This window comes from Streptomyces pimonensis, from assembly GCF_041380215.1.
Taxonomy (GTDB): Bacteria; Actinomycetota; Actinomycetes; order Streptomycetales; family Streptomycetaceae; genus Streptomyces; species Streptomyces pimonensis.
This window is the reverse complement of sequence record NZ_JAHWZY010000012.1, coordinates 90,488-112,905: the sequence shown is the minus strand read 5'-3', so window position 1 is coordinate 112,905 and position 22,418 is coordinate 90,488. Positions and strand designations below refer to the sequence as shown.

Here is a 22,418-nt window from a genome sequence, read left to right as displayed (position 1 = left end):
TCGACCTGCTCGTCGTCGAGCGGTGGCAGATGACCGACGGCCATGGCCCGCGCGTAGGGCTCGGTGTACGCGATCCACTCCAGCGGCGTCTCCACCGACGCGGTGGATCTGCTGAGGCCGCACCTGCGGGACGACCACTGGGGCGAGGAGGGGCGAGAAGGGCCGCGGCGGGGATCACTCCCCGCCGTCGTGGCCGCGCAGGTGGAGCGAGCGCAGGGCCACCTCGAGGGCGAAGCGGTGGTCGGGGTCGGTGAGCCGGTCGCCCAGGTGGGCGTCCAGGTTCCGCAGGCGGTAGCGGACGGTCTGGGCGTGGACGCCCAGCATCTCGCCGACCTGCTCGGCGGGCGCCCGGGTGGAGACGTGGACCCGGAGCGTCTCGACGAGCCGTCGGCGCCGGTTGGCGGGCAGCCCGTCGAGCGGGGCCAGTTCGCGGGCCGCGAGCTGGTCGACGAGGGCCGGGTCGGACAGCAGCCACAACGTGGTCAGGTGGTCCTCGCAGCGGACCAGCGGGGCGTCGGGCACCACACCGTCGTCGACGAACTGGAGCACACGGCGCGCCCAGCGGACGGAGTCGGCGGCCTGCGCGAGCGGTACGGTCAGGCCCACCGCGGCGCGGGTGCCGGACAGGGCCGTGCCGAGCATCGCGAGGCGCTGCGGGGTGAGGTCCCCGGGGACGAGCAGGTGCGGCTGCGGGATGTCGAGGTCGGCGAGGACGTCGCCGTCGAGAACCGCCTGGATGCGGTCCGGCGCCGGAGGACGGAGGGCGACCAGGGTGCACGTCCGGGGGAGTTCCCAGGCGGCGGCCTCGCACAGTTCGGAGACGGTCGTCTGGGACAGCGGCGACGAGGCCAGGATCAGGTGCAGTAACCGTCTTCGCAGCGCGAGGACTTCGGACGCGGCCCGCTCCCGCACCTCCGCGTACCCCTCGCGGGTGACCGCCTCCAGTTCCTCGACGTACGAGAAGAGGGCGTCCGCGAAGGCCAGGATGAGAGCGGGGGAGAGGTTGTACTGCCTCCCCACCGACTTGGCCCGGCGCAGCGCGATGCGGGCACCGAGCCGGTAGGCGCCCTGCAGGGTCTCCAGGTCGCGGCCCTCGTAGGCCTCCACCCGGCCGAACCTGCGCAGGAGTTCGTCCCGCAGCTCCGAGCCCCTGCCGGGGTCGGCCACCCGGTCCACGAAGGCGACCAGGGCCTGTTCCACGCCTTGGCGGACGGCGTCCCCGTCGGGACCGTTGAGCAGTCGGCCGTACACCGGGTAGGCGCGGGTGACCTCGGCCCGTATCTCGTTCAGCAGTCCCGGCAGTTCGGGCCGTATGAAGGCCGCGAACTTCCTGGGCAGGGGCTCGAGCGGTTCACCGGCCTCCGGGGATCGTGTGATCGAGGGCATGAGTCACCTCTTGCTCTGCGACGTGTCCGGCGGGGCGGCCGGGCGGGCGCCGTCCGGCAGGGTGGCGGAGGGCGCCCGGACCGGTCCACCAGGTCATGCCGGTCTGAAAAGCTGAAGCTAAATCAACTTTTTTCCCTTGTACACGGATCGGGCAGAATTGCTTCGCCGTCGCACGGGCCGGCCGCCGCAACGGCCGGGAACCGCTGCCGCGTGGCCGTTACCTGACGGCGGAGTGCCAGTTCTCCGCGAGCACCCTGCCGGCCTCGGGGGCGACGGTGCCGGGCGCGTTGAGGCCGGTGAGGTGGGTCCGGGTGTCGTCGAGGGTGAGGCTGTTGTTCCCGGAGGCGGAGGGCAGCCCGGTCTTCGCGTTGACCGCGGCGTTGATCAGGCCGACGTTCAGGCCGCAGCCGGTGGCGCCGGGGACCGCGAAGGCGCTGTCGTTCTGGGTGGCGCCGGTGAGGTTGATCCGGCTCATCTCGCCGGATTCGTCGGCGGTGCCGTCGCCCCGGAAGAAGCTCATCCCGAACTCGGGGTAGTCGCGGTTCTCCGGGCGCAGGAGGATGGGGTTGGAAGCCGTTCCGATGTAGCACCTGCTGCCCAGGAGCGGGTTCTCCAGGTGGATGCGGACCGGCAGGGCGACGATGGGCAGGTCCGTCAGGACGCCCGCGGTCTGGTCGAAGGCGTAGGGCGCGCCGACGGACTCCATGGTGGCGGTGATCCTGTTGAGGGTGGAGCCCTCGAGCGTCTCGCAGATCGACGTGATCACCGGGATGTTGCTCGGGCACATCAGGCCGAGCAGGCCGCCGGGCACGGTGGCGGGGTCGGCGACGAGAGCGCCGGAGGGCGGGGCGACGACGCTGCTGGTGCCGTCCGCGTTCTGGACGACGCCGAGCTGGAGGTTGGTCCTCCCCGTGACCACGGTGGTCTTGCCCAGCTTGATGGAGCCGCCGGCAGAGGTGGAGACCACGCACTGCGGGGTTCTGTCGAAGCCGTCGGCGGCCAGCATCGCCGGAGCGTCCACGGGGCAGCGGGTGAAGGGGGCCCACTCGCCGTTCAGGGCCGGCTCGGCGGCGGTCGCGGTGCCGAGGGAGGCGAAGGCGCCGAGCGCGGTCAGGGCGGAGACGGTGGCGATCCTGGTGCGGGTGGTGAGCAGGGGCATGGGCGGTGGCCTTCCGTGGAGGAGGGAGGAGGGAACGGCTCAGCGTTCGGGGACGGGGATCACGTACGGCTGCAGGTCGCGGGTGCACTGGGGCGCGTTGAACTCGTCCCCGAACACCGGATTGGCGATGCTGCAGGTCTGGCCCTGGACCTGCTTGAGGAGGTTGCCGGGGCCGGAGACGGAAGCCGTGAGGAGGCGGTCGAGGTTCTCGCCGTCGGCGTCGCAGCCGGTGAAGGCCGGGATGGTCGTCTCACCGGACAGGGAACCGCCGGAGAGGAGCAGGTAGCCGGTGGCCGGCAGGCCGAGGTCCTGTTCGCCCCTGCCGTACAGCACCAGGTGGTCACCGGGATGGTTCGCGGGGTCCGGGTCGACGGAGGTGAGGGGCTTCTCGGTCCTGCAGCCGGGGCCGATGTCCAGAGGGGTCCCGTTGACCTCGAGGGCGGTCACCCGCAGGATCAGCGGGGCCCGGACGTAGGTGTCCGTGATCGTTCTGAAGTCGGACCAGCGCATCTTGATGCGTGAGTCGATGGTGATGGGGCCCGTCTGCTCCAGCACCATGGTGGCCGTCGCGGGAGCGAAGCCGAACGTCAGGAAGGTGCTCCTGAAGGGGGGCGTCCGCTTGCGTCCCTGGTGGTGGAGGTCGCCCGTCGACGCGGTGTCGAAGACGAGGTGCTCCGGGTCGGGGGGGCCGTCCACGGGGTTCCCCTGCTCGACCAGCATGCAGGACGGCGGCAGGAGCGAGGCGCCCTTCAGCTTCTTCACGCTGGTGTAGCCCGTGACATAGGCGTTCAGCGACGACGGCGTGGGCGGGTGCGCGTCGTCGTAGCGGCACGGCGGTACGTCGCGGGCCGCGGCGGCGCCGGGCGGGTTCCCCGCCACCTCCGGGGCGCGGTCCCCCTGCCGGTCCTCCGGTGTGTCCGGTGTGTCCGGTGTCCCGGGGGAGGAGCCGGACGGGGCCGGTGACCCGCTCGGACCGGCCGTGTCCGTACCGACCCGGACGATGGCCGGCGGCCCGTCCTTCGGCGCGTCCCCGGCGGGGGAGCAGTCGAGGGTCAGCGCGCCGGGGTCGGTGGCGGTCCCGTCCGCGGTGCCGAGCTCCAGGTCGACGGCGAGGTTCCCGGCGGAGAACGTCAGATCGCCGTCGCTCCGCCCGGTCACCGACGGGACGTCGCCCGCCGTGGTCAGCGTCAGCGGCCCGGATCCGGGAAGGGCGGCCGGCTCCGCGGTGCCGTGCCAGGTGGCCTCGGCGGCGGCCTCGTTCTGGGCGACGCCGACGGTGAGGCGGGTGGCGGCCCGCACGGTGGTGGCCTTGAGCGCGGTGAGGTCCGCGACCGCTTCCGCCGGCAGTTCCACCGTGGTGGTGACACCGGCGGGTGAGATCGCCTCGCCCGCCTCCACCCGGTCCGGGAACGTCGCCGAGACGTGTACCTCGACGGGCTGCCGTCCGGACGGGAGCGCGCAGACGTAGGGGAGTTCGGCGTCCACCTCCTGGGTGCCCGCGGCGGACGCCGCGGCCGGGACCGTGGCGGCGAGCGCGACGAACGCACCGACCGCCGCGCTCCTGGCACGGACCCGGGGCGGCCGCGACACGGCGGCTCGTTGGCCTTTCATACGACTCCGCTCGAGTAGGAGGACCGGTGTCCGCGGAACGTGACGCAGAGCCCGCGTCCGCCCGGCCGGGAGCGCCGGCCGGGTGGGACACGGGCGGATGGCGCCCTACGGGTTGGAGCCGACGATGGTCGGGATGGTGCTGGTGCCCCTGGCCTTGACGGCGTAGTTGCCCCTGAAGGTGGGCCTGGTGTTGACCGTGACCACCGAACCGCAGTTGACGGGGGCGGGGTTGGAACTGACGGCCAGGTCGCCGGCGACGCTGTTGACCGCCAGGACGCCGGTGGAGTTGGTGTAGGTGGCCGAGGCCTTGCCGACCACCGTGAACTTGCAGGCGCCGGCGGTCACGTTGGCCCTGACGTTGCCGACGTGGCCCTTGGTGACGCCGGTCGAGGCGGTGTAGTCCTGCGCGACGACGGTCCAGGGGGTGACCGCCACGGTGGTGACGTTGCCCAGGACGCTGGTGCACGGCGAGCCGGAGGTGCCGAAGTTGATGGCGTTGATGCCGGCGACCGTCGCCGGGTTGCCGGTGTTGCTCTGCAGAGCGCCCGACGCTCCCGAGGTGGTGCACGTCATCGGGATGGTGGCGGTCAGCACGATGTTGCTGACGTTCGTGGCGGTGAACTCGGCCGGCGACGGGGTGACGGTCCACACCGTGGACGGCACTGCCGAGGCGGGGGAGAGGGTGAGGCCGAAGGCGGCCGTGGCCGCGCCCGTCACGACAGCGGTCCTTCTGAGGGTTTTCTTCATGGCTCGGGGAGTCTCCTTGTGGATCGACCGGCAGAGGTGGGCCGTGGCCGAAGCGATCGAGGGGCGGCCGTGCGGCCCGCGGCTCGGTGTTCCCTGTCCGCGAGCCATGACGTTACTTGCGGGAAACTTAGCCGAACAATGCCGCCGTTCATGATTCTTTGAAAAGCGAAACCACCTGTTCCCGGGGTGAGCGGTTCGCGGGCCGTCCTGCTCACCCGCCGCCAATACCGAGACTTCCGGCCGACGTCCGGAAGTGTTCCGTGGAACGTCCGCCGCCGAGCCGATCCGCTCACTCGGTGACAATTCCGAGGGTGCGTTTTGTGTGCGCCGTGACAGGTTTTCCGTGGCCGGAGTCGACCCCCCGGAAAACTCGGATTCCACTCTTGCCCGTCGAGGTTACCCGGCCGTAACGTGCCGGTGTGGTGCTCGGTTCCAGGTCGGTGGCCCCCGTCGGCCGGAGCCATGACGGATGCTTTCCGGCCGCGCCCTTCCGCTGGGGCCGGACGTCCGTCGGCAGGGTCTCGCGGATCCGCGCCCCCCGGAGCCGCGAGACCCTGCCCGTCTCCCCGGAGACAGGCACGGGCCGACAGGTTGTCTGCACGGTGACAAAGCCCGGAAAGGCGGCGGGGGCCGGCGTCGCACCCGTTGTCAGTACGCTCCGCGCCGACTCAACGTGCGCCGGCGGCGCACGTGAGGACACACGTCCGCTGGAGGTGATATGGGAATCGAAGTCGTGGTCGAGGGCCTGACCAAGTCCTTCGGCAAGCAGAGCATCTGGCGGGACGTGACACTCACCCTTCCTGCCGGGGAGGTGAGCGTGATGCTGGGGCCGTCGGGCACCGGGAAGACCGTTTTCCTGAAGTCGCTCATAGGGTTGCTCAAGCCCGAGAAGGGCCGTGTCCTCATCGATGGGGTGGACATGGTGAACAGCCCCGAAAGGGATGTGTACGAGACCCGGAAGCTGTTCGGTCTCATGTTCCAGGACGGAGCCCTTTTCGGGTCCATGTCCCTCTTCGACAACATCGCCTTCCCGCTGCGCGAGCACACCCGCAAGAAGGAGTCCGAGATCCGCCGTGTCGTCATGGAACGGATCGAGGTCGTCGGGCTGCTGGGCGCGGAGGGCAAGCTCCCGGGGGAGATCAGCGGCGGCATGCGCAAGCGGGCCGGCCTGGCCCGCGCGCTCGTGCTGGACCCGCAGATCATCCTCTGCGACGAGCCGGACTCCGGGCTCGACCCGGTCCGCACCGCCTACCTCTCCCAACTGCTGATCGACCTGAACGCGCAGATCGACGCGACGATGCTGATCGTCACCCACAACCTCGACATCGCCGCCACCGTGCCGGACAACATGGGGATGCTCTTCCGGCGCGAGCTCGTCACCTTCGGTCCGCGCGAGGTGCTGCTCACCAGCGAGGAGCCGGTCGTGGCCCAGTTCCTCGGCGGCCGGCGCGAGGGCCCCATCGGGATGTCCGAGGAGAAGGACGCGGCCACCCTCGCCGCCGAGGCGGACGCCGCCGGCTCCGCCGCGGCCCGGCCCCGCACCATCGTCCCGCAGCTGGAGCCGTCGCCCGGCCTCCCGCCGCGCCGGGCCGTCTCCCGGCGACGTGAGCGTGTCATGGGCATGATCGACCAGTTGCCGCCCGCCGCGCGCTCCGCCATCCGCCGGACCTACGCGCAGAGCGCCGGGGCGCCCACCCTGCCGATGCCCGCCGCCGGGAGCGGCGCATGATCACCGGTGCGCTGCGGCAGACCGGCCGGCTGTTCGCACTCGCCGCCGAAGTGAGCCGAGCCGTCTTCCGAAGACCCTTCCAGTTCCGCGAGTTCGTCGAGCAGTTCTGGTTCGTCGCGAGCGTCACCATCCTGCCCGCCGCCCTCGTCTCGATCCCCTTCGGCGCCGTCATCGCACTTCAGGTCGGCTCCCTGACCCAGCAGATGGGAGCCCAGTCGTTCACCGGGGGCGCCAGCGTCCTCGCCGTCGTCCAGCAGGCGAGCCCGCTCATCGTGGCCCTGCTGATCGCCGGCGCCGGCGGCTCCGCCATCTGCGCCGACCTCGGTTCCCGCAAGATCCGCGAGGAGCTCGACGCCATGGAGGTCATGGGCGTCTCGCCCGTGCAACGCCTGGTCGTGCCCCGGGTCCTGGCAACCATGGGCGTGGCGGTCCTGCTCAACGGCCTGGTCTCCGTCGTCGGCACCCTCGGCGGCTACTTCTTCAACGTCATCATGCAGAACGGCACCCCCGGCGCCTACCTGTCCAGCTTCTCCGCCCTCGCCCAGCTCTCCGACCTGTACATCAGCGAACTCAAGGCGCTGGTCTTCGGATTCATCGCGGGCATCGTCGCCGCCTACCGGGGCCTCAACCCGCGCGGCGGCCCCAAGGGTGTCGGCGACGCCGTCAACCAGTCCGTCGTCATCACCTTCCTCCTGCTCTTCTTCGTGAACATGGTGATGACGGGCATCTACCTCCAGATCGTCCCGCCGAAGGGAGGCTGAGGCCCGATGGCCTCCCCGTTCGTCCTGCTCGACCGCTCCGGCGACCACCTGCTCTTCTACGCCCGGGCGCTGCTGTGGGTCCCACGGACCCTGCACCGCTACCTCAAGGAGGTGCAGCGCCTCCTCGCCGAGGTCGCCTTCGGCTCCGGCGGCCTCGGCGTCATCGGCGGCACCATCGGCGTGATGGCCGCGATGACGCTCTTCACCGGAACCGTCGTCGGACTCCAGGGCTACGCGGCCCTCGACCAGATCGGCACGGCCGCGTTCACCGGATTCGTCTCCGCCTACTTCAACACCCGCGAGATCGCCCCCCTCGTCGCCGGACTCGCCCTCTCGGCGACCGTCGGCGCCGGTTTCACCGCCCAGCTCGGCGCCATGCGCATCAACGAGGAGGTCGACGCCCTGGAGGGGATGGGGATCCGCTCCATGCCCTACCTGGTCACCACGCGCATCATCGCCGGAATCGTCGCCATCGTCCCGCTCTACGCGATCGGGCTGCTCTCCTCCTACCTGGCGTCCCGCTACGTGACCGTCCTGTTCAACGGCCAGTCCCGGGGCACGTACGACCACTACTTCAACCTGTTCCTCTCCCCGACGGACGTCCTGCTCTCGGTGCTGAAGGTGCTGGTCTTCAGCGTGATGGTGATCCTCGCCCACTGCTACTACGGCTACCGCGCCACGGGCGGCCCCGCCGGCGTCGGCGTCGCCGTCGGCCGGTCCGTGCGCAACGCCATCGTGCTGATCAGCGTCACCGACTTCTTCCTGTCGCTCGCCCTGTGGGGCGCGACCACGACCGTGAAGGTGGCGGGGTGAGATGAGCGGAGCACGAGGCGAGACGCTGCGCCACCGGTCCGCCGGGGTGGTGTTCCTGCTGGTGCCCGCCCTGCTGGTCTGGCTGGCCGTCGCCGTCTACGACAAGAAGTTCACCGACTCCGACCCGGTGGTCGTCGAGACCGACAGCGTCGGCAACGAGATGCACCTGGGCGCCGAGGTCAAACTGCGCGGCGTCGTCGTCGGCGAGGTCCGCGCCATCGACGCCACCGGTGACGGGGCCCGGCTCACCCTCGCCATGAAACCCGGCGCCCTCGACGACGTCCCCTCCGACGTCCGCGCGCAGATGCTGCCGACCACCCTGTTCGGCGAGCGGTTCGTGGCCCTCGTACCGCCCGAGGCCCCCTCGGGCCGGCCGCTGGCAGCCGGGGCCGTCATCCCCCAGGACCGCTCCGAGAACGCCGTCGAACTCCAGCAGGTCCTCGACGACGTCCTGCCGATGCTCACCGCGGTCCAGCCGCAGAAGCTGTCCGCGACCCTGTCGGCCGTCTCGCGGGCGCTGGAGGGACGCGGCGACCGGCTCGGTGACACGCTCGTGCGACTGGACGCGCACCTGAAGGAGTTCAACCCCCACCTGCCCGCCCTCAACCGGGACCTCAAGCACCTCGTGAAGGTCGGCCACGTCTACGCGGACGCCGCGCCCGACGTCATCACGGCGCTCACCGACCTCACCACCACCAGCGGCACCCTCGCCGAACAGGAGGCCGCGTACGCCGGCACCCTCGGTGCCACCACCCGGACGGCCGAGGACATGACGGCCTTCCTGCGGAGGAACAAGGACAACATCATCCGGCTCGCCGCCACCGGCAGGCCCACCCTGGAACTGCTCGCCGAGTACTCCCCCTCCTTCCCCTGCACCCTGCGGACCCTCGCCGAGTTCGTGCCCGCCATGGACAAGGCGCTCGGCAAGGGCACCGACCGGCCCGGCATCCACGTCGACGTCACCACCGTCCGCTCCCGAGGCGCCTACCTCCCCGGCCGGGACACCCCGGTGTACGACTCCGGCGGGGGCCCCCGCTGCCCCTCCGTGCCCTACCTCGGCACCCTCGCCCGGCCCGCCGCACAGGCGTCCGCGGCGGCCGACCAGGACCTCGGACCCGCCAACTCCCCGCAGGAGAACGACCTCGTCAACGAACTGCTCGCACCCGCCGCCGGCCGGCCCCCCGGTGATCTGCCCGACTGGAGCAGCCTGCTCGTCGGTCCGGCCTACCGCGGCACGGAGGTGACCCTCGGATGACCGCCCCGGACCACGCGCCCACCCGGCGCCGCCCGCTGACCGGTCCGCTGCTCAAGTCCCTGGTCTTCGTGGTGGTCACCGGCATCGCCACGACCGTGCTCGGCCTCAGTGTCGCCGACACCGGTGTCCGTACCGGCACCACCACCTACCGGGCCCTGTTCACCGACGTCACCGGACTCGTCGACGGCGACAGCGTACGGATCTCCGGGGTGAAGGTCGGCGAGGTGACCGACGTCCGCGTCGTGCGACGGCGCACCGCACAGGTCACCTTCACCGTCCGCGACGACCGCCGGCTGCCCCGGTCGGCCACCGCCGCCGTGAAGTACCTCAACATGGTCGGCCAGCGCTACGTCGCCCTCGACCGCGGCAGCGGCGACCTCACCGGCACGCTCGGGGCGGGCGGCACCATCCCGCTCGACCGCACCACGCCCGCCCTCGACCTGACCCTGCTCTTCAACGGGTTCAAGCCGCTGTTCGAGGGACTGTCCCCGCAGGACGTCAACGAACTCGCCGGATCGATCGTGCAGGTGCTCCAGGGCGAGGGCGCCACCGTCGACGGGCTGATCCGCCGCATCGGCTCGCTCAGCACGACCGTCGCCGCCAAGGACGAGGTGATCGGCCAGGTCGTCGACAACCTCACCACCGTCCTGGAGACGCTCAACGACCGCGAGGACGGCTTCGACGACCTCGTCGTCACCCTGCGGGACCTCGTCACCGGCTTCAACGACGACCGCGAACCCCTCGGCGAGGCGGTCGAGGCCATGGGCGACCTGACCACCGTCACCGCCGGTCTCCTCGAGGACGGACGCGCTCCCCTCAAGGAGGACATCCGCGAACTGGGCCGGCTCTCGACGGGCCTGGGCGAACACACCCCGCAGATCGAGGACTTCCTCGACCGGACCCCCGCCAAGATGACCGCCCTGGCCCGCCTGTCCTCCTACGGATCGTGGTTCAACCTCTACCTCTGCGAGGCACGCGTGAGCGGAGTGACCACCTCCGACGGCTCGAAGCCGCCGACCGGCATCGCGATCACCGAATCGAGGTGCCGCGGATGAGACCCCTCGCACGACGCGACCGGACCGGCCGGCCGGCCGGGCCCCGGCGCCCGCGGCTCAAGCCGGTCAAGGAACGCGACCCCGTCGCCGTCGCCGTCGTCGGACTGCTCGCCCTCGCCCTGCTCGCCGTCCTCGTCCACCACGTGGACCGGCTGCCGTTCGGCGGCGGTACGCACTACAGCGCCGACTTCTCCGAGGCCGCCGGCCTCGACGAGGGCGACGAGGTGCGCATCGCCGGCGTCAAGGCGGGCGAGGTCACCGGCGTCGCCCTCGACGGTGACAGGGTGAAGGTCACCTTCGAGGTCGAGGACGCCTGGATCGGCGACCGGACGACCGCCGCCATCGCCATCAAGACCCTCCTCGGCGACAAGTACCTGGCGCTCGACCCGCTCGGCTCCGGTCGGCAGGACCCCGGCAGCCGCATCCCGCTGTCCCGCACCACCTCCCCCTACGACGTGACCCAGGCGTTCCAGGACCTCGGCTCCACCGTCGAGGACATCGACACCCGGCGGCTCGCGGAGAGCTTCGAGACCATCTCCGACACCTTCGAGAACTCCCCGCCCCATGTGCGCACCGCAGCCGACGGCCTGTCCGCGCTGTCGAGGTCCGTCTCCGAACGCGACGCGAAGCTCTCCGAACTCCTCAAGGGCAGCGCCCGGTTCACCAAGACACTGGAGAACAAGAAGTCCAGCTTCGAGACCCTCATCGAGGACGGCGGCTCCCTGCTCGGCGAACTGAAGGACCGCCGCGGCGCCATCCGGGCCCTGCTCAAGGGCAGCAGGGAACTCGGCACCGAGATCAGCGGCCTCGTCGACGACAACGAGAAGCAGCTCGGCCCCACCCTCAAGGCCCTCGGCCGGGTCACCGGCGTCCTGGAGGAGAACAACGCCCAGCTCGGCAGGACCCTCGCGCTGGTCGGCCCGTACTACCGCCTCGTCGGCAACACCCTGGGCAACGGCCGCTGGTTCGACAGCTACCTGTGCGGCGTCGTCCCCCGCGACTACCTGCCCGAGACGTCCCTGCCCGAGACCGGCTGCCTGCCGCCGAAACAGGCGGCGGCCCGGGGGAACGGTGAACGATGAGCAGACGCAGAAAAGTCCTCACCGGCCTGTGCGCCCTCGCGGTGCTCGTCGCCGCAGGACTGACCGCGGTCCGGGTCCTCGACTCCGACGGCACCCGCATCACCGCCTACTTCGACCGCGCCGTCGGCGTCTACGCCGGGTCCGACCTGCGCGTCCTCGGTGTGCGGGTCGGCGAGGTGGAGTCGGTGCGGCCGCAGGGCACCACGGTGCGCGTCGGCCTCCTCCTGGACGAGGGCGTGAAGGTCCCCGAGGGCGCGCGGGCCGTCGTCGTCGCGCCGAGCGTCGTCGCCGACCGCTACGTACAGCTCACCCCCGCCTACGGCTCGGGCCCCGCCCTCGCCGAGGGCGCCGTGCTGCCCGCCGCGCGCAACCGCACCCCCGTCGAGATCGACCAGCTCTACGACTCGATCACCGAACTCGGCGAGGCGCTCGGCCCGGACGGCGCCAACTCCGGTGGCGCCCTCGCCGAACTGCTGAGCACCGGCGCCGCCAACCTCGACGGCAACGGCGAGGCCATCGGCGACGGCATCGAGGAGTTCGGCAAGGCGGCCAGGACCCTCGACGGCAGCAGCGGCGACCTGTTCGGCACGCTGCGCAGACTCCAGACCTTCACCACCATGCTGAAGGAGAAGGACACCGACGTGCGCACCGCACAGGAACGCCTGGACGAGGTCGTCGGCTTCTTCGCCGACAACAAGGACGACCTCGCCGGCGCGCTCGAAGAGCTCGGCACCGCCCTAGGCCAGGTCAAGACCTTCATCGAGGACAACCGGGGCGAGCTGAAGGAGAACGTCGACCGGCTCGTGCCCCTCACCCGGACCCTCGTCGAGCAGCGGACCTCGCTCGCCGAGGCGCTGGACGTGGCGCCGCTGGCCGCGGGCAACGTCGTGGACGCCTACAACCCCGACACCCGCACCCTCGACGGCCGCGCCGACCTCAACGAGATCAGCATGGGCGGACCGCTGCTGCCGCTGCCCGCGGCGGGCGGCTCCTCCACCAGCGGGGAGGGGGGGCGGTGAAGCGCGGCACACGGGACTCCGGTCCGAGGACCGCGGCGGTGAAGCGCGGCGTGCTCACCACGGGCGGCGTCGCCGGCCTCACCCTGGGCGGACTGATCGCCCTCGGCCTCGGCTTCGCCCTCGCCCTCGGCGCCGTCACCGTCGAACCGCCACGCTTCGACGGCATCGAGGACCTGCCGCTGCCCGGCGGCGCCGACCTCGGAGACCACCCCTACACCGTCACCGCGGAGCTCCGGGACGTGCTCAGCCTGGTCCCGCAGTCCGCGGTGAAGGTCAACGACGTCGCCGTCGGCCGGGTCACCGCCGTCGAACTCGGCCGCGACGACTGGTCGGCCCGCGTCACCATGAGGATCAACGGCGACGTACGGCTGCCCGCCGACGCCACCGCCCGCCTCGAACAGTCCAGCCTGCTGGGCGAGAAGTACGTCCAGCTCGTCGCGCCCGACCGGCGGACCGGAACCGGAAGGCTGGAGGACGGGGCCGTCATCCCGGTCTCCCGCACCAGCCGCAACACCGAGGTCGAGGAGGTGTTCGGCGCGCTGTCCCTGCTCCTCAACGGCGGCGGGGTCGACCAGCTCAGGACCATCACCCGGGAACTCGGCGCGGCGCTCGACGGCCGCGAGCCCGAGGTCCGCTCCGTGCTGAAACGGGTCAACACCCTGGTGACCGAGCTCGACGACCACCGGGGCGACATCACCGACGCCCTCGACGCCGTCAACCGGCTCTCCACGACCCTCGCCACCCGCAAGGACGACGTCGGCACCGTGCTCACCGACCTATCCCCCGGACTGAGGACGCTCGAGGAGCAGCGCGGCTCACTGCTGACCATGCTGCGCTCCCTCGACACGCTCTCCGGCGTCGCCGTCACCACCATCGACGCGAGCAAGGACGACATGATCGCCGATCTCAAGGCCATCGCGCCGACCCTGAAGGCGCTCGCGGACGCGGGCACGGACCTGCCCGACTCACTGGAGGTGCTGCTGACGTACCCGTTCACCGACGAGGTGCTGCGCGGGGTGAAGGGCGACTACCTCAACGTGTACCTGGACATGGCCGCCGTGCCCGGGACCCGGGTGATCCCGCCGCTGGTGCCCCAGGAGACCGCGCCGCCCTCCGCCCCGGCGGACGGCGGGCCGGCAGTGGCCGGGAGGGAGCGGTCCGGCGGGAGGACGGGCGGGGAACGGGAGTCCGTCCCGCCACCGGAGGCCCCGTCCCGGCGGTCCTCGCCGACGCCGTCCTCCCCCCTGCCCCTGCCCGCCGTCCCCGCCACCGGGTCGGCGGCCGTACGGGGAGGTGAGCCGGGGTGATCACCCTCGCCGTACGGCTGAAGAACCTCGCCTTCCTCGTCGTCGCCGTCCTCGCCCTCTCCTTCCTCGGCATCCGCTACGCCGACCTCGGGCGGTACGTCGGGGTCGCCGACTACTACACCGTCGACGTACGACTTCCGGTCACGGGCGGGCTGTTCACCCATTCCGACGTCACCTACCGGGGCGTTTCCGTGGGCCGCGTCGGACCGATCGGCCTGACCGCCGACGGTGTCGTCGCCGAACTGCGCGTCAAGAAGTCCGCCCCGCGCATCCCCGCCGACACCCGCGCCGTGGTCGCCGGCCTCTCCGCGGTGGGCGAGCAGTACATCGACCTGCGGCCCGAGAGCGACGGCGGCCCCTACCTCGCCGAGGGCGCCCGCATCGAACAGGCCGACACCCAGGTGCCCGCGCCCGTCACCGACATGCTCGCCGGCGTCGACGACCTCGTCGGCTCCGTCCCGCTCGACGACCTGCGCACGGTCGTGGACGAGTTCGGCAAGGCCTTCGAGGGGCACGGCGACGACCTCCAGGTCCTGCTCGACAGCGGCAGCGCCTTCGTGGAGGCCGCCGACCGCGCCCTGCCGTCCACCACCAGGCTCATCACCGACGGCGAGACCGTCCTGCGCACCCAGGCCGAAGAGGAGCGGGCCATCCGCGACTTCGCCGTCGGGGCGGAGGAGCTGGCCCGTACCCTCAAGGGCTCCGACGCCGACCTGCGCCGCCTCCTCACCGTCGCCCCCGAGGCCGCCACCCAGGTCAGCGGCGTCCTGCGGGACCTCGACCCGAGCCTCGGCGTCGTCCTCGCCAATCTGCTCACCACCTCCGAGATAGCCGTCACCCGGCAGCGCGGCACGGAGGAACTCCTCGTGAAGTACCCGGCGGCCGTCGCCGCCGGCGCCACCGCCGTCGACGGAGGGAAGCTGAACCTCGGCATGGCCGTCACCTTCTTCAAGCCCCTGCCCTGTACCGCCGGATACGGCGCCACGCGCTACCGCAACGGGCTCGACCTCGGCACCACGCCCGCCCTCAACACCGGCGCGGCCTGCACCGCCTCCGCCGCTGACGGGTTCAACGTGCGCGGTTCGGCGAACGCTCCGAAGGGCGGCCCGGTGCCCGACCCGGCCAGGCCCGGGTCCCTGCCCTCCGGCAGCGGTGGGACGCGGACGGGCGGACCGGCCGCACTGCCCGGCGCCCTCGCCCTGCCCGGCCAGGACGGCGAGGCGCCGCGGGACATGGCGGACCTCCTCGCCCCGGCCGGCGGGAGCACGCGATGAACGGGGTCCGTGTCCTCACCGGCGTGGGGCTGGCCCTGGCGCTCGGCTTCTGCGGCACCGGCGCGTGGACGTACGCGCAGGCACGCACCGACGACGCGCTCGCGTACGGCAGGGAGCGCGACCGGGCGCTCGCCGACGGACGGGCGGGCGTCGCCGTGCTCACCACGCTCGACGCCTCCACCCGGCAGCGGGCGGAGCGGGGCGTCCGGGCCTGGCGCGAGGCCTCCACCGGACCGCTGCGCGAGGAACTGGGCCGCGCCGAGGCGAGGGCGGGCGCCTCGGCGCGCGGCACGGTCACCGAGGCGGCCGTCACCGCGCTCGACACGCGGGCCGGCACGGCCAAGCTGATCACCACCGTCCGCGTCGAGGTCACGCCCGCCGGGACGAGGAAGCCGGCCGCCGACCGCAAACGCCTGGAGGTGGTCCTGGCCCGTACGGGCGAGGGGGAGTGGAAGGTGAAGGCGCTGAGCGCGGTGCCGCTCTCGGGGGAGCGGGAGGACGGGGACCGATGACGCTGACACGGCTGCTGCGCGGCAGGGCGCAGGATCCCGCGCGGGGCGCGGCCCCGGGCACGGGCGCCGACCGGGATCCGGCCCCGGGCACGGAGGGCCCCGGTACGGACTCGCCCCCGGGGGCCGTGCCCGCGCGGGACGAGGCTCCGGCGCCCGGCGAGGAGGCCTCCACGGGAGGGGCGTGCGGGAACGGGCCCCTCGCGGGCGGGGCGTTCGAGGACGGTGCGGACGAGGGCGGGAGGTCCGCGAGCGGATTTCCCGGGGACGGGACGTCCGACGACGGCCTCCCAGCCGCCGGGCCTTCCGGGGGCGTACGCTCCGGCAGGAAGCCCTCCGGGGAGGAGCCCTCCGGGGAGGAGCCCCCCGCGGACCGGGCGGACGGTGTCCGCGCACCCCGGCCGCCGGGCGGCCGTCTGCGGCGGGCCGCCCTCGCCGGGACCGCCGCGCTGCTCGTCCTCGGCGGCTGCGGCTTCCTCCACGCCGCCCACCGGCTCGAGTCGGCCGAGTCGGCCCGGAACCGCGCGCTCACCGACGCCGAGGCCACCCACCGCGTCGCCGGCGAGATCGCCCACGCCCTCGCCCGTGTCTTCTCCTACACACCGGACGGCACCGCGGCCGCCGAGCGCTCCGCGCGCTCCGCCCTCGGCGGCCGCGCCGCCCGCCAGTACCAGGAACTCCTCGCCCGGGTTCGCGAGGACCTCACCGAGCAGCGCGTCACCCTGAGCACCCGTGCCGTCCGCACCGGGGTGATCGAACTCGACGGCGAAAGGGCACGCCTGCTGGTCTTCCTCGACCAGACCTCCCGCCGCGGCAAGGACGAGGCCACCACCGCTGCGGCCCAGCTCACCGTCACGGCCCGGCTGGAGAACGACCGTTGGCGGATCGTCGACCTCAAGGCCCGCTGATCCGTGCGCGGGAGACTGGAGCACCCCATGAAAAGCGCGGTCCGCGTCCTCACCGCACACCGCCCCGGTCCGCTGTCGTCGCTGGCCGTCGCCCTCACGCTCGCCGCGGGCGGCTTCGCGGCCTGGGCGGGGCAGGACTGGTACGGCGCGGCCCACGACGACCGGGCCGCGTACGCCGCGCAACGGGACGAGGCGCTCGCCGCGGGGGAGCAGGCCGTGCAGAACCTCAACACGCTCGACCACCGGGACCTGGACCAGGGCCTCGACCTGTGGGAGTCGTCGACCACCGGTGAACTGCACGAGCAACTGAAGTCAGGACGCTCGGAGTTCGCGCACCAGGTGAGAGAGGCGAAGACGGTCACCACGGCCCGGGTGCTGTCGGGCGCGGTCGCCGAACTCGACGACCGCGCGGGCCGCGCCCGGGTGCTGGTCGCCCTGCGCGTCACCGTCAGGGCGTCCGACGGAGCGAGGACGGACAAGGACAGCCGCATGCTCGGCGAACTCACCCGCACCGGGGGCCGGTGGAAGCTGAGCGCCCTGGGGCAGGCCCCCGTGGGCGGCGCACCGACCGGCTGACCCGGCTCCGTACCGCGCAAGCCGCCGCACCGAGAGGACAGCACGATGTCGACGACCCGCCACCACATCAACCGCCAGCGGCGCCGCCAGGCCCGCGAGACCCGGCCCACCACCCCCGCCGGGGTCCCGGCCGGCGCCGGGAGCCAAAGCCGTACGGGTGGCACGGCCGTCCTGCCGTCCGTCGGCCGCCCGTCCCCCGCGCGGCCGGTCGGGGAGGGGGAGGACGGGAAGGCGCCCGCGGCCGGTGGACGGGCGGCCCGTGCCCGGCCGCGCCGCCCGGTGGGCCTCGCGGCGCTCTGCGCGCTGACCGTGCTCCTCGGCGGCTTCGCCGGCTGGGCGCACGCGAAGGCCGAGGCGCTCCGGGACGACCCCGCGCGGCGCAACACCGCCCTGACCGATCCCGCCCGCACGGGCGAGATCGGGGGACAGACGTCCAAGGCCGTCGACCGGCTCTTCTCCTACGACCACACCGACCCCGGCGCCCTCGAGAAGGCGGCGCGGGACCTCCTCACGGGAAAGGCCGTCGACCAGCACCGCACCCTGCTCGCCGATGTCCGCGAACGGGCCGACGAACAGAAGGCGGTGATCACCACGACGGTCACCGAGAGCGCGGTCGGACGGATCGACGGCCACCGGGCCCGGGTCCTCGTCTACGCCGACCAGAGCAGCGTCGCCACCGCCGGGGACAGCACCGCCGCGGACGGGGCGGGCGGGAGGGACGAGGGCGCGTACGCGGGCGCCATGCTCGCCGTCGACGTCGTGCTCCGCGACGGCCGGTGGCTCGTCTCCGGCATCGACACCTTCGGCCGCTGAAGGCCGCGCGACCGACGGGACCCACGGGCGTGACCGCCCCCGCATCCGACAGGAGTGACAGCCATGCCCGTACGCCGCACACGACGTCCGCGCACCGGCCGGGCCCGCAGGGGACTGCGGACGACCGCCGTCACCGTGGCGGCCATGGCGGCCCTCACGGCCTCCCGGGCCCCCGGACTCGTCGGGGACACGCGGGACGACCGCGCCGCCCCGCCCGCCGACGACATGCGCAGCACTGCGGCGGGCGGCCCGTACGCCGATCCCGTTCCGCCCGGTGACGGCTCCTACCACACCGAACTCCCGCCCCTGACGACCCCGGACACCGCCCCGGCCGCCCCGGCGCTCGTGCGGGACCTCCGCTCCCAGTCGGGCATCCCGGCCACCGTGCTGCGCGCCTACCGCGCCGCCGAGGCCTTTGTCGGCAGGACGGACCCCGGCTGCCGGCTGCCCTGGGAACTGCTCGCGGCGATCGGCAAGGTCGAGTCCGGCCAGGCGCGCGGCGGCGCGGTCGACCGGAACGGCACCACACGGGGCCGGATCACCGGGCCACCGCTCGACGGCCGGGGTTTCGCCCTGATCCGGGACACGGACGGGGGCGCCCACGACGGTGACACGGTCTACGACCGCGCGGTGGGACCGATGCAGTTCCTGCCGTCCACCTGGGCCCGCTGGGGCACGGACGGCAACGGCGACGGCCGCGCCGACCCGAACAACGTCTTCGACGCGGCCCTGGCGGCCGGCCGCTATCTGTGCGCGGGCGACCGGGACCTGGGCCGGGCCGCGGACCTGGACCGGGCGGTCCTCGGCTACAACCACTCGCGCCCCTACCTGAGGCTGGTCAGGTACTGGCTGGACTTCTACAGCCGGGGGGTCCACACCGTCCCCGACGGCGAGGGCACCGTCCCGAGGAGCCCCGGCGCGGGCGGCGCCACCCCGGCGACCGGGCCCGTCGACGGCGGGGGGGACCGGGGCGAGGGCGGGGGCATCGTCATCGGCCCGGACCCGAGCAAGCCGGGCAGCCCCGGGCCGTCCCCGTCCCCGTCCGCTCCGACGTCCGCCCCGGCGCCCGCCTCCCCGTCCCCGGATCCCTCGCCGACGGCGTCCCCGACGGGCCGGGATCCCTGGCAGCCGCCCGGCGAGTCCCCCACCGAGACCCCTTCGCCGTCGCCGGACCCGACGGACCCGGGCCCCACGCCCACCGGCCCGGACGACTGTTCCACGGAGTCCGCGACCCCGTCCCCCGACCCGGCCGCCCCGCCCTGCCCGGCTCCGACGGACACCGCGACCGGGTGAGGAGGGCCCCGGAGAACCGCGCACACCCCGCCGCCGGGCGTGCGCGGTTCTCCGGGGCCGGCGCCAGGAGAGGCTGCGCGGGCCATTGACGCGCACCTGGTTCGATTCTACGGTCCGTTCGAACTTGCGATCGTCGTCCGAAATTCCGAACGGCCTTCTCGCCCCCACCGCAAGGAGAACCCCGTATGAGCCGCACCCTCCGCAAGCGCACCGCGCTCCTCGCGCTCCCCGCCGCCGCCCTCCTGGCGCTGATGCCGACCACCGCCTCGGCGTACCCAGGCCCCGGCCGCGTCACCGGTTCCGTCGTCACGCACGACCCGTCGATGATCCGGACCTCCTCCGGGCAGTACCTCCTCTACGCCACCGGCGGCGGCATCGCCAGCAAGACCTCCGCCGACCGCACCGCCTTCTCCGCCGGTGCCGACGCGTTCTCGTCCCGGCCGGGCTGGTGGCGGAACTACTCCTCCGTGCCGGAGGCCTGGGCACCGGACATCTCGTACCACGGCGGCAAGTACCTGATGTACTACTCCGTCTCGAAGTTCGGGTCGAACACCTCCGCCATCGGGCTGGCCGGCTCCACCACCGGACAGCCGGGCAGCTGGACCGACTACGGCATCGTCCACACCTCGAACTCCTCCAGCGACTTCAACGCCATCGACCCCAACCTCTTCGTCGACGACGACGGCAAGTGGTGGCTGTCCTTCGGAAGTTGGTGGACCGGGATCAAGATGATCCGGATCGATCCGTCCACCGGGAAGCAGCTCTCCTCCCACACCACCCGCTACTCGCTCGCCTCCCGCCCCTCCGGGACGAAGGCCGTGGAGGCGCCGTTCATCGTCAAGCGGGGCGGCTACTACTACCTCTTCGCCTCGTACGACACCTGCTGCGCCGGCACCGGCTCCACCTACAAGGTCAAGGTCGGCCGCGCCACCAGCGTCACCGGGCCGTACCGCGACAGGAACGGCGTCCCGATGATGAACAACGGCGGCACGCCCGTCCTCGAGTCGCACGGCAGCGTCATCGGCCCCGGCGGCCAGTCGATCATGAACGACGTCGACGGGGACCTGATCGTCTACCACTACTACGACGGCAACGACAACGGCACCCCCAAGCTCGGCATCAACCTCCTGAACTGGAGCAGCGGATGGCCCGTCGCCTACTGACCCTGCTGGCCGCGCTGCTGCTCGCCCTCTCACTGGGGCAGCCGTCCGCGCAGGCGGCCTCCTTCGCCAACCCCGTCAAGGCCCAGAAGGGCGCCGACCCGTGGACCGTCCGCCACGACGGCGACTACTACCTGGTCAGCACGTCCTGGACCGACGCCATCACCCTCCGCACGTCGCCCGCCCTCGCCGGCCTCGCCACCGCCCCCAGCGTGCAGGTGTGGCAGGGCGACGCGGCCTCCCGGTGCTGCACCATCTGGGCGCCGGAGCTGCACCACCTCGACGGGCGCTGGTACCTGTACTACGTCGCCGGACAGAACGTCGCCGACCACAACCCCACCCAGCGCAGCCACGTCCTGGAGAGCGCCGGGTCCGGCCCCATGGGGCCCTACAGCTACAACGTGGCCACCGACGGCGGCCACGTCCGCATCGTCAACCAGGCCACCGGCAAGCTGGCCGACGTCGCCGACTGCTCCACCGCGGACGGAGCCGACGTACGGCAGTGGTCCTGGCTGAACAACGGCTGCCAGCAGTGGCGGCTCGACCCCGCGTAGGAACCCGGTGGTTCGACCCACCCGGCCCGCCCCCCGCCGCGTCCGAACGAGGTGACGTTGCCGGCCGTGGATCCTCCCTGTGCGACGGGCCCGTCGCACAGGGGGCCGGGCCCGTCATGCCCGGGTGGCCCGTGCGGGGGAACACGGGCCACCCGGGAGTACGCAGCGGGGCGCGCCGCCGTTCAGCTCATGTGAGGGGAATGCGACGGCGACGGTCCCCGGGACTCATGCCCCGAACGAATGGACCGTCGTCGTCCGGTACGTCCGCCCCGGCCGCAGCACGGTCGACGGGAACGACGGCTGGTTCGGCGAGTTTGGGAAGTGCTGGGTCTCCAGGCACAGTCCGTCGCCCTGCCGGTAGACCCGGCCGCCGGTGCCGACCAGGGTGCCGTCGAGGAAGTTGCCGGAGTAGAACTGCAGGCCCGGCTCGTTCGTCGCGATCCTCAGCGTGCGGCCGGAGGACGGGTCGCGCAGCAGCGCGACCTGCTCGGGACGGCGGGTGACGCCCTTGTCGAGCACCCAGTTGTGGTCGAAGCCCTGCCCGTACAGCACCTGCTGGTGAGCGGTGCGGATGTCCCGGCCGACCGGCTTGGCCCGGCGGAAGTCGAAGGGGGTGGCCGCGACCCGGACCAGTTCGCCCGTGGGGATCAGTCCCGGGCCGACCGGAGTGTAGCGGGAGGCGGCGATGGACAGCTCGTGGTCGTGGACGGAGCCGCTGCCCTCGCCGGCGAGGTTCCAGTAGACGTGGCTGGTGAGGTTGACGACGGTGGCCCTGTCGGTGGTGGCCTCGTAGTCGATGCGCCAGTCGCCGTCGCGGGTGAGGGTGTACGTGACCTTCGCACGCAGCGTGCCCGGGTAGCCCATCTCGCCGTCGACGCTCGTGTGGTAGAGGTACAGACCGACGTCGGAGCCCCGGGTGAACGGCTCGACGTCCCAGACCCGCTTGTCGAAGCCCTGGGCTCCGCCGTGCAGGCTGTTCTCGCCGTCGTTGACGGAGAGCCGGTACTCCTTGCCGTCGAGGGCGAAGCGGCCCTTGTCGATGCGGTTGCCGTAGCGGCCGATCAGGGCGCCGAAGTAGGGACTGGAGGCGACGTACTGCTCGACGGTGTCGAAGCCGAGGGAGACGTTGGCGTACCGGCCGCGGCGGTCGGGGATCTCCAGGGACTGGACGATGCCGCCGTAGGAGAGGACCTTCATCCGGGTGCCGCCGTTCCCCAGCGACCAGCTGTGGACCTCGGTGCCGTCCGCGAGCCTGCCGAAGAGCGACTTCACCGGCTTCCCCCCGCCCGGCGAGGCGTGCGCCGTCCCGCCCAGGGCGGTGGTGGCGGCGACACCGGCCGCCGCGGCCCCTGCGATGACCGTGCGTCTGTTCAGTTCCATCCGTGCGGCTCCCGAGAAGGAAGGGGC

Annotated in this window: 21 protein-coding genes; 16 read left to right on the top strand and 5 right to left on the bottom strand. The window is 72.7% G+C overall.

What is annotated here, in order from left to right; genetic code table 11:
• Positions 1 to 174: 174 nt before the first annotated feature.
• The 4 genes from KYY02_RS14575 to KYY02_RS14560 all read right to left on the bottom strand — a co-directional run bounded on the left by KYY02_RS14575 (position 175) and on the right by KYY02_RS14560 (position 4,903).
• Complete coding sequence (locus KYY02_RS14575) at positions 175 to 1,386, bottom strand: PucR family transcriptional regulator (RefSeq protein ID WP_371238354.1); 1,212 nt, start codon at positions 1,384 to 1,386, stop codon at positions 175 to 177.
• A gap of 217 nt (positions 1,387 to 1,603) precedes the next feature.
• On the bottom strand, positions 1,604 to 2,545 hold the full coding sequence (locus KYY02_RS14570; protein ID WP_371238353.1) for a hypothetical protein: 942 nt from the start codon (positions 2,543 to 2,545) through the stop codon (positions 1,604 to 1,606).
• 39 nt (positions 2,546 to 2,584) lie between these two features.
• The gene (locus KYY02_RS14565) at positions 2,585 to 4,156 is read right to left on the bottom strand and encodes a DUF6801 domain-containing protein (protein WP_371238352.1); all 1,572 of its coding nucleotides are present in this window, start codon (positions 4,154 to 4,156) and stop codon (positions 2,585 to 2,587) included.
• Between the two features lie 105 nt (positions 4,157 to 4,261).
• Positions 4,262 to 4,903, bottom strand: coding sequence for a hypothetical protein (locus KYY02_RS14560; protein ID WP_371238351.1), 642 nt, complete (start codon positions 4,901 to 4,903; stop codon positions 4,262 to 4,264).
• Between the two features lie 718 nt (positions 4,904 to 5,621).
• On the opposite strand from KYY02_RS14560, the gene KYY02_RS14555 reads away from it, so the two are divergent.
• From KYY02_RS14555 to KYY02_RS14480, 16 genes are all read left to right on the top strand, one after another.
• Entirely contained in the window at positions 5,622 to 6,632 is a 1,011-nt protein-coding gene (locus KYY02_RS14555; protein ID WP_371238350.1) for an ABC transporter ATP-binding protein, read from the top strand.
• The gene (locus KYY02_RS14550) at positions 6,629 to 7,393 is read left to right on the top strand and encodes an MlaE family ABC transporter permease (RefSeq protein ID WP_371238349.1); all 765 of its coding nucleotides are present in this window, start codon (positions 6,629 to 6,631) and stop codon (positions 7,391 to 7,393) included. Before KYY02_RS14555 ends, KYY02_RS14550 begins: the two co-directional genes overlap by 4 nt.
• A 6-nt stretch (positions 7,394 to 7,399) precedes the next feature.
• Entirely contained in the window at positions 7,400 to 8,206 is an 807-nt protein-coding gene (locus KYY02_RS14545; protein ID WP_371238348.1) for an MlaE family ABC transporter permease, read from the top strand.
• A gap of 1 nt (position 8,207) precedes the next feature.
• A complete protein-coding gene (locus tag KYY02_RS14540) occupies positions 8,208 to 9,461 on the top strand; it encodes an MCE family protein (protein ID WP_371238347.1) in 1,254 nt (417 codons plus the stop codon).
• Complete coding sequence (locus KYY02_RS14535) at positions 9,458 to 10,516, top strand: MCE family protein (protein WP_371238346.1); 1,059 nt, start codon at positions 9,458 to 9,460, stop codon at positions 10,514 to 10,516. Before KYY02_RS14540 ends, KYY02_RS14535 begins: the two co-directional genes overlap by 4 nt.
• Positions 10,513 to 11,598 carry an MCE family protein gene (locus KYY02_RS14530; protein ID WP_371238345.1) on the top strand — a complete coding sequence of 362 codons (1,086 nt, stop codon included), beginning with the start codon at positions 10,513 to 10,515 and terminating at the stop codon, positions 11,596 to 11,598. Before KYY02_RS14535 ends, KYY02_RS14530 begins: the two co-directional genes overlap by 4 nt.
• Positions 11,595 to 12,617 (top strand): MCE family protein, encoded by a 1,023-nt coding sequence (locus KYY02_RS14525; protein ID WP_371238344.1) that lies wholly within the window; start codon positions 11,595 to 11,597, stop codon positions 12,615 to 12,617. Before KYY02_RS14530 ends, KYY02_RS14525 begins: the two co-directional genes overlap by 4 nt.
• Before the next feature lie 50 nt (positions 12,618 to 12,667).
• The gene (locus tag KYY02_RS14520) at positions 12,668 to 13,924 is read left to right on the top strand and encodes an MCE family protein (protein ID WP_371238432.1); all 1,257 of its coding nucleotides are present in this window, start codon (positions 12,668 to 12,670) and stop codon (positions 13,922 to 13,924) included.
• Positions 13,921 to 15,198, top strand: a complete 1,278-nt coding sequence (locus tag KYY02_RS14515; protein ID WP_371238343.1) for an MCE family protein — start codon at positions 13,921 to 13,923, stop codon at positions 15,196 to 15,198. The genes KYY02_RS14520 and KYY02_RS14515 overlap by 4 nt, the downstream gene beginning before the upstream one ends.
• Complete coding sequence (locus tag KYY02_RS14510) at positions 15,195 to 15,710, top strand: hypothetical protein (protein ID WP_371238342.1); 516 nt, start codon at positions 15,195 to 15,197, stop codon at positions 15,708 to 15,710. The genes KYY02_RS14515 and KYY02_RS14510 overlap by 4 nt, the downstream gene beginning before the upstream one ends.
• Before the next feature lie 125 nt (positions 15,711 to 15,835).
• Positions 15,836 to 16,615, top strand: a complete 780-nt coding sequence (locus KYY02_RS14505) for a hypothetical protein (RefSeq protein WP_371238431.1) — start codon at positions 15,836 to 15,838, stop codon at positions 16,613 to 16,615.
• 27 nt (positions 16,616 to 16,642) lie between these two features.
• Positions 16,643 to 17,191, top strand: coding sequence for an Rv1363c family protein (locus KYY02_RS14500; protein ID WP_371238341.1), 549 nt, complete (start codon positions 16,643 to 16,645; stop codon positions 17,189 to 17,191).
• 45 nt (positions 17,192 to 17,236) lie between these two features.
• The gene (locus KYY02_RS14495; RefSeq protein ID WP_371238340.1) at positions 17,237 to 18,004 is read left to right on the top strand and encodes a hypothetical protein; all 768 of its coding nucleotides are present in this window, start codon (positions 17,237 to 17,239) and stop codon (positions 18,002 to 18,004) included.
• A 63-nt stretch (positions 18,005 to 18,067) separates the two neighbouring features.
• Positions 18,068 to 19,297 carry a lytic transglycosylase domain-containing protein gene (locus tag KYY02_RS14490; RefSeq protein ID WP_371238339.1) on the top strand — a complete coding sequence of 410 codons (1,230 nt, stop codon included), beginning with the start codon at positions 18,068 to 18,070 and terminating at the stop codon, positions 19,295 to 19,297.
• Between the two features lie 185 nt (positions 19,298 to 19,482).
• Positions 19,483 to 20,460 (top strand): arabinan endo-1,5-alpha-L-arabinosidase, encoded by a 978-nt coding sequence (locus KYY02_RS14485; RefSeq protein WP_371238338.1) that lies wholly within the window; start codon positions 19,483 to 19,485, stop codon positions 20,458 to 20,460.
• Positions 20,442 to 21,011 (top strand): family 43 glycosylhydrolase, encoded by a 570-nt coding sequence (locus tag KYY02_RS14480; protein WP_371238337.1) that lies wholly within the window; start codon positions 20,442 to 20,444, stop codon positions 21,009 to 21,011. The genes KYY02_RS14485 and KYY02_RS14480 overlap by 19 nt, the downstream gene beginning before the upstream one ends.
• A gap of 225 nt (positions 21,012 to 21,236) precedes the next feature.
• On the opposite strand, the gene KYY02_RS14475 is transcribed toward KYY02_RS14480, so the two are convergent.
• Positions 21,237 to 22,391: an aldose epimerase family protein gene (locus KYY02_RS14475; protein WP_371238336.1), complete on the bottom strand. Its 1,155-nt coding sequence runs from the start codon at positions 22,389 to 22,391 to the stop codon at positions 21,237 to 21,239.
• Positions 22,392 to 22,418 lie beyond the last annotated feature (27 nt).

Coding starts and splice junctions, on each gene's coding strand:
- KYY02_RS14575 (WP_371238354.1), bottom strand. CDS start 1,386: ATGCCCTCGATCACACGATCCCCGGAGGCCGGTGAACCGCTCGAGCCC.
- KYY02_RS14570 (WP_371238353.1), bottom strand. CDS start 2,545: ATGCCCCTGCTCACCACCCGCACCAGGATCGCCACCGTCTCCGCCCTG.
- KYY02_RS14565 (WP_371238352.1), bottom strand. CDS start 4,156: ATGAAAGGCCAACGAGCCGCCGTGTCGCGGCCGCCCCGGGTCCGTGCC.
- KYY02_RS14560 (WP_371238351.1), bottom strand. CDS start 4,903: ATGAAGAAAACCCTCAGAAGGACCGCTGTCGTGACGGGCGCGGCCACG.
- KYY02_RS14555 (WP_371238350.1), top strand. CDS start 5,622: ATGGGAATCGAAGTCGTGGTCGAGGGCCTGACCAAGTCCTTCGGCAAG.
- KYY02_RS14550 (WP_371238349.1), top strand. CDS start 6,629: ATGATCACCGGTGCGCTGCGGCAGACCGGCCGGCTGTTCGCACTCGCC.
- KYY02_RS14545 (WP_371238348.1), top strand. CDS start 7,400: ATGGCCTCCCCGTTCGTCCTGCTCGACCGCTCCGGCGACCACCTGCTC.
- KYY02_RS14540 (WP_371238347.1), top strand. CDS start 8,208: ATGAGCGGAGCACGAGGCGAGACGCTGCGCCACCGGTCCGCCGGGGTG.
- KYY02_RS14535 (WP_371238346.1), top strand. CDS start 9,458: ATGACCGCCCCGGACCACGCGCCCACCCGGCGCCGCCCGCTGACCGGT.
- KYY02_RS14530 (WP_371238345.1), top strand. CDS start 10,513: ATGAGACCCCTCGCACGACGCGACCGGACCGGCCGGCCGGCCGGGCCC.
- KYY02_RS14525 (WP_371238344.1), top strand. CDS start 11,595: ATGAGCAGACGCAGAAAAGTCCTCACCGGCCTGTGCGCCCTCGCGGTG.
- KYY02_RS14510 (WP_371238342.1), top strand. CDS start 15,195: ATGAACGGGGTCCGTGTCCTCACCGGCGTGGGGCTGGCCCTGGCGCTC.
- KYY02_RS14500 (WP_371238341.1), top strand. CDS start 16,643: ATGAAAAGCGCGGTCCGCGTCCTCACCGCACACCGCCCCGGTCCGCTG.
- KYY02_RS14495 (WP_371238340.1), top strand. CDS start 17,237: ATGTCGACGACCCGCCACCACATCAACCGCCAGCGGCGCCGCCAGGCC.
- KYY02_RS14490 (WP_371238339.1), top strand. CDS start 18,068: ATGCCCGTACGCCGCACACGACGTCCGCGCACCGGCCGGGCCCGCAGG.
- KYY02_RS14485 (WP_371238338.1), top strand. CDS start 19,483: ATGAGCCGCACCCTCCGCAAGCGCACCGCGCTCCTCGCGCTCCCCGCC.
- KYY02_RS14480 (WP_371238337.1), top strand. CDS start 20,442: ATGGCCCGTCGCCTACTGACCCTGCTGGCCGCGCTGCTGCTCGCCCTC.
- KYY02_RS14475 (WP_371238336.1), bottom strand. CDS start 22,391: ATGGAACTGAACAGACGCACGGTCATCGCAGGGGCCGCGGCGGCCGGT.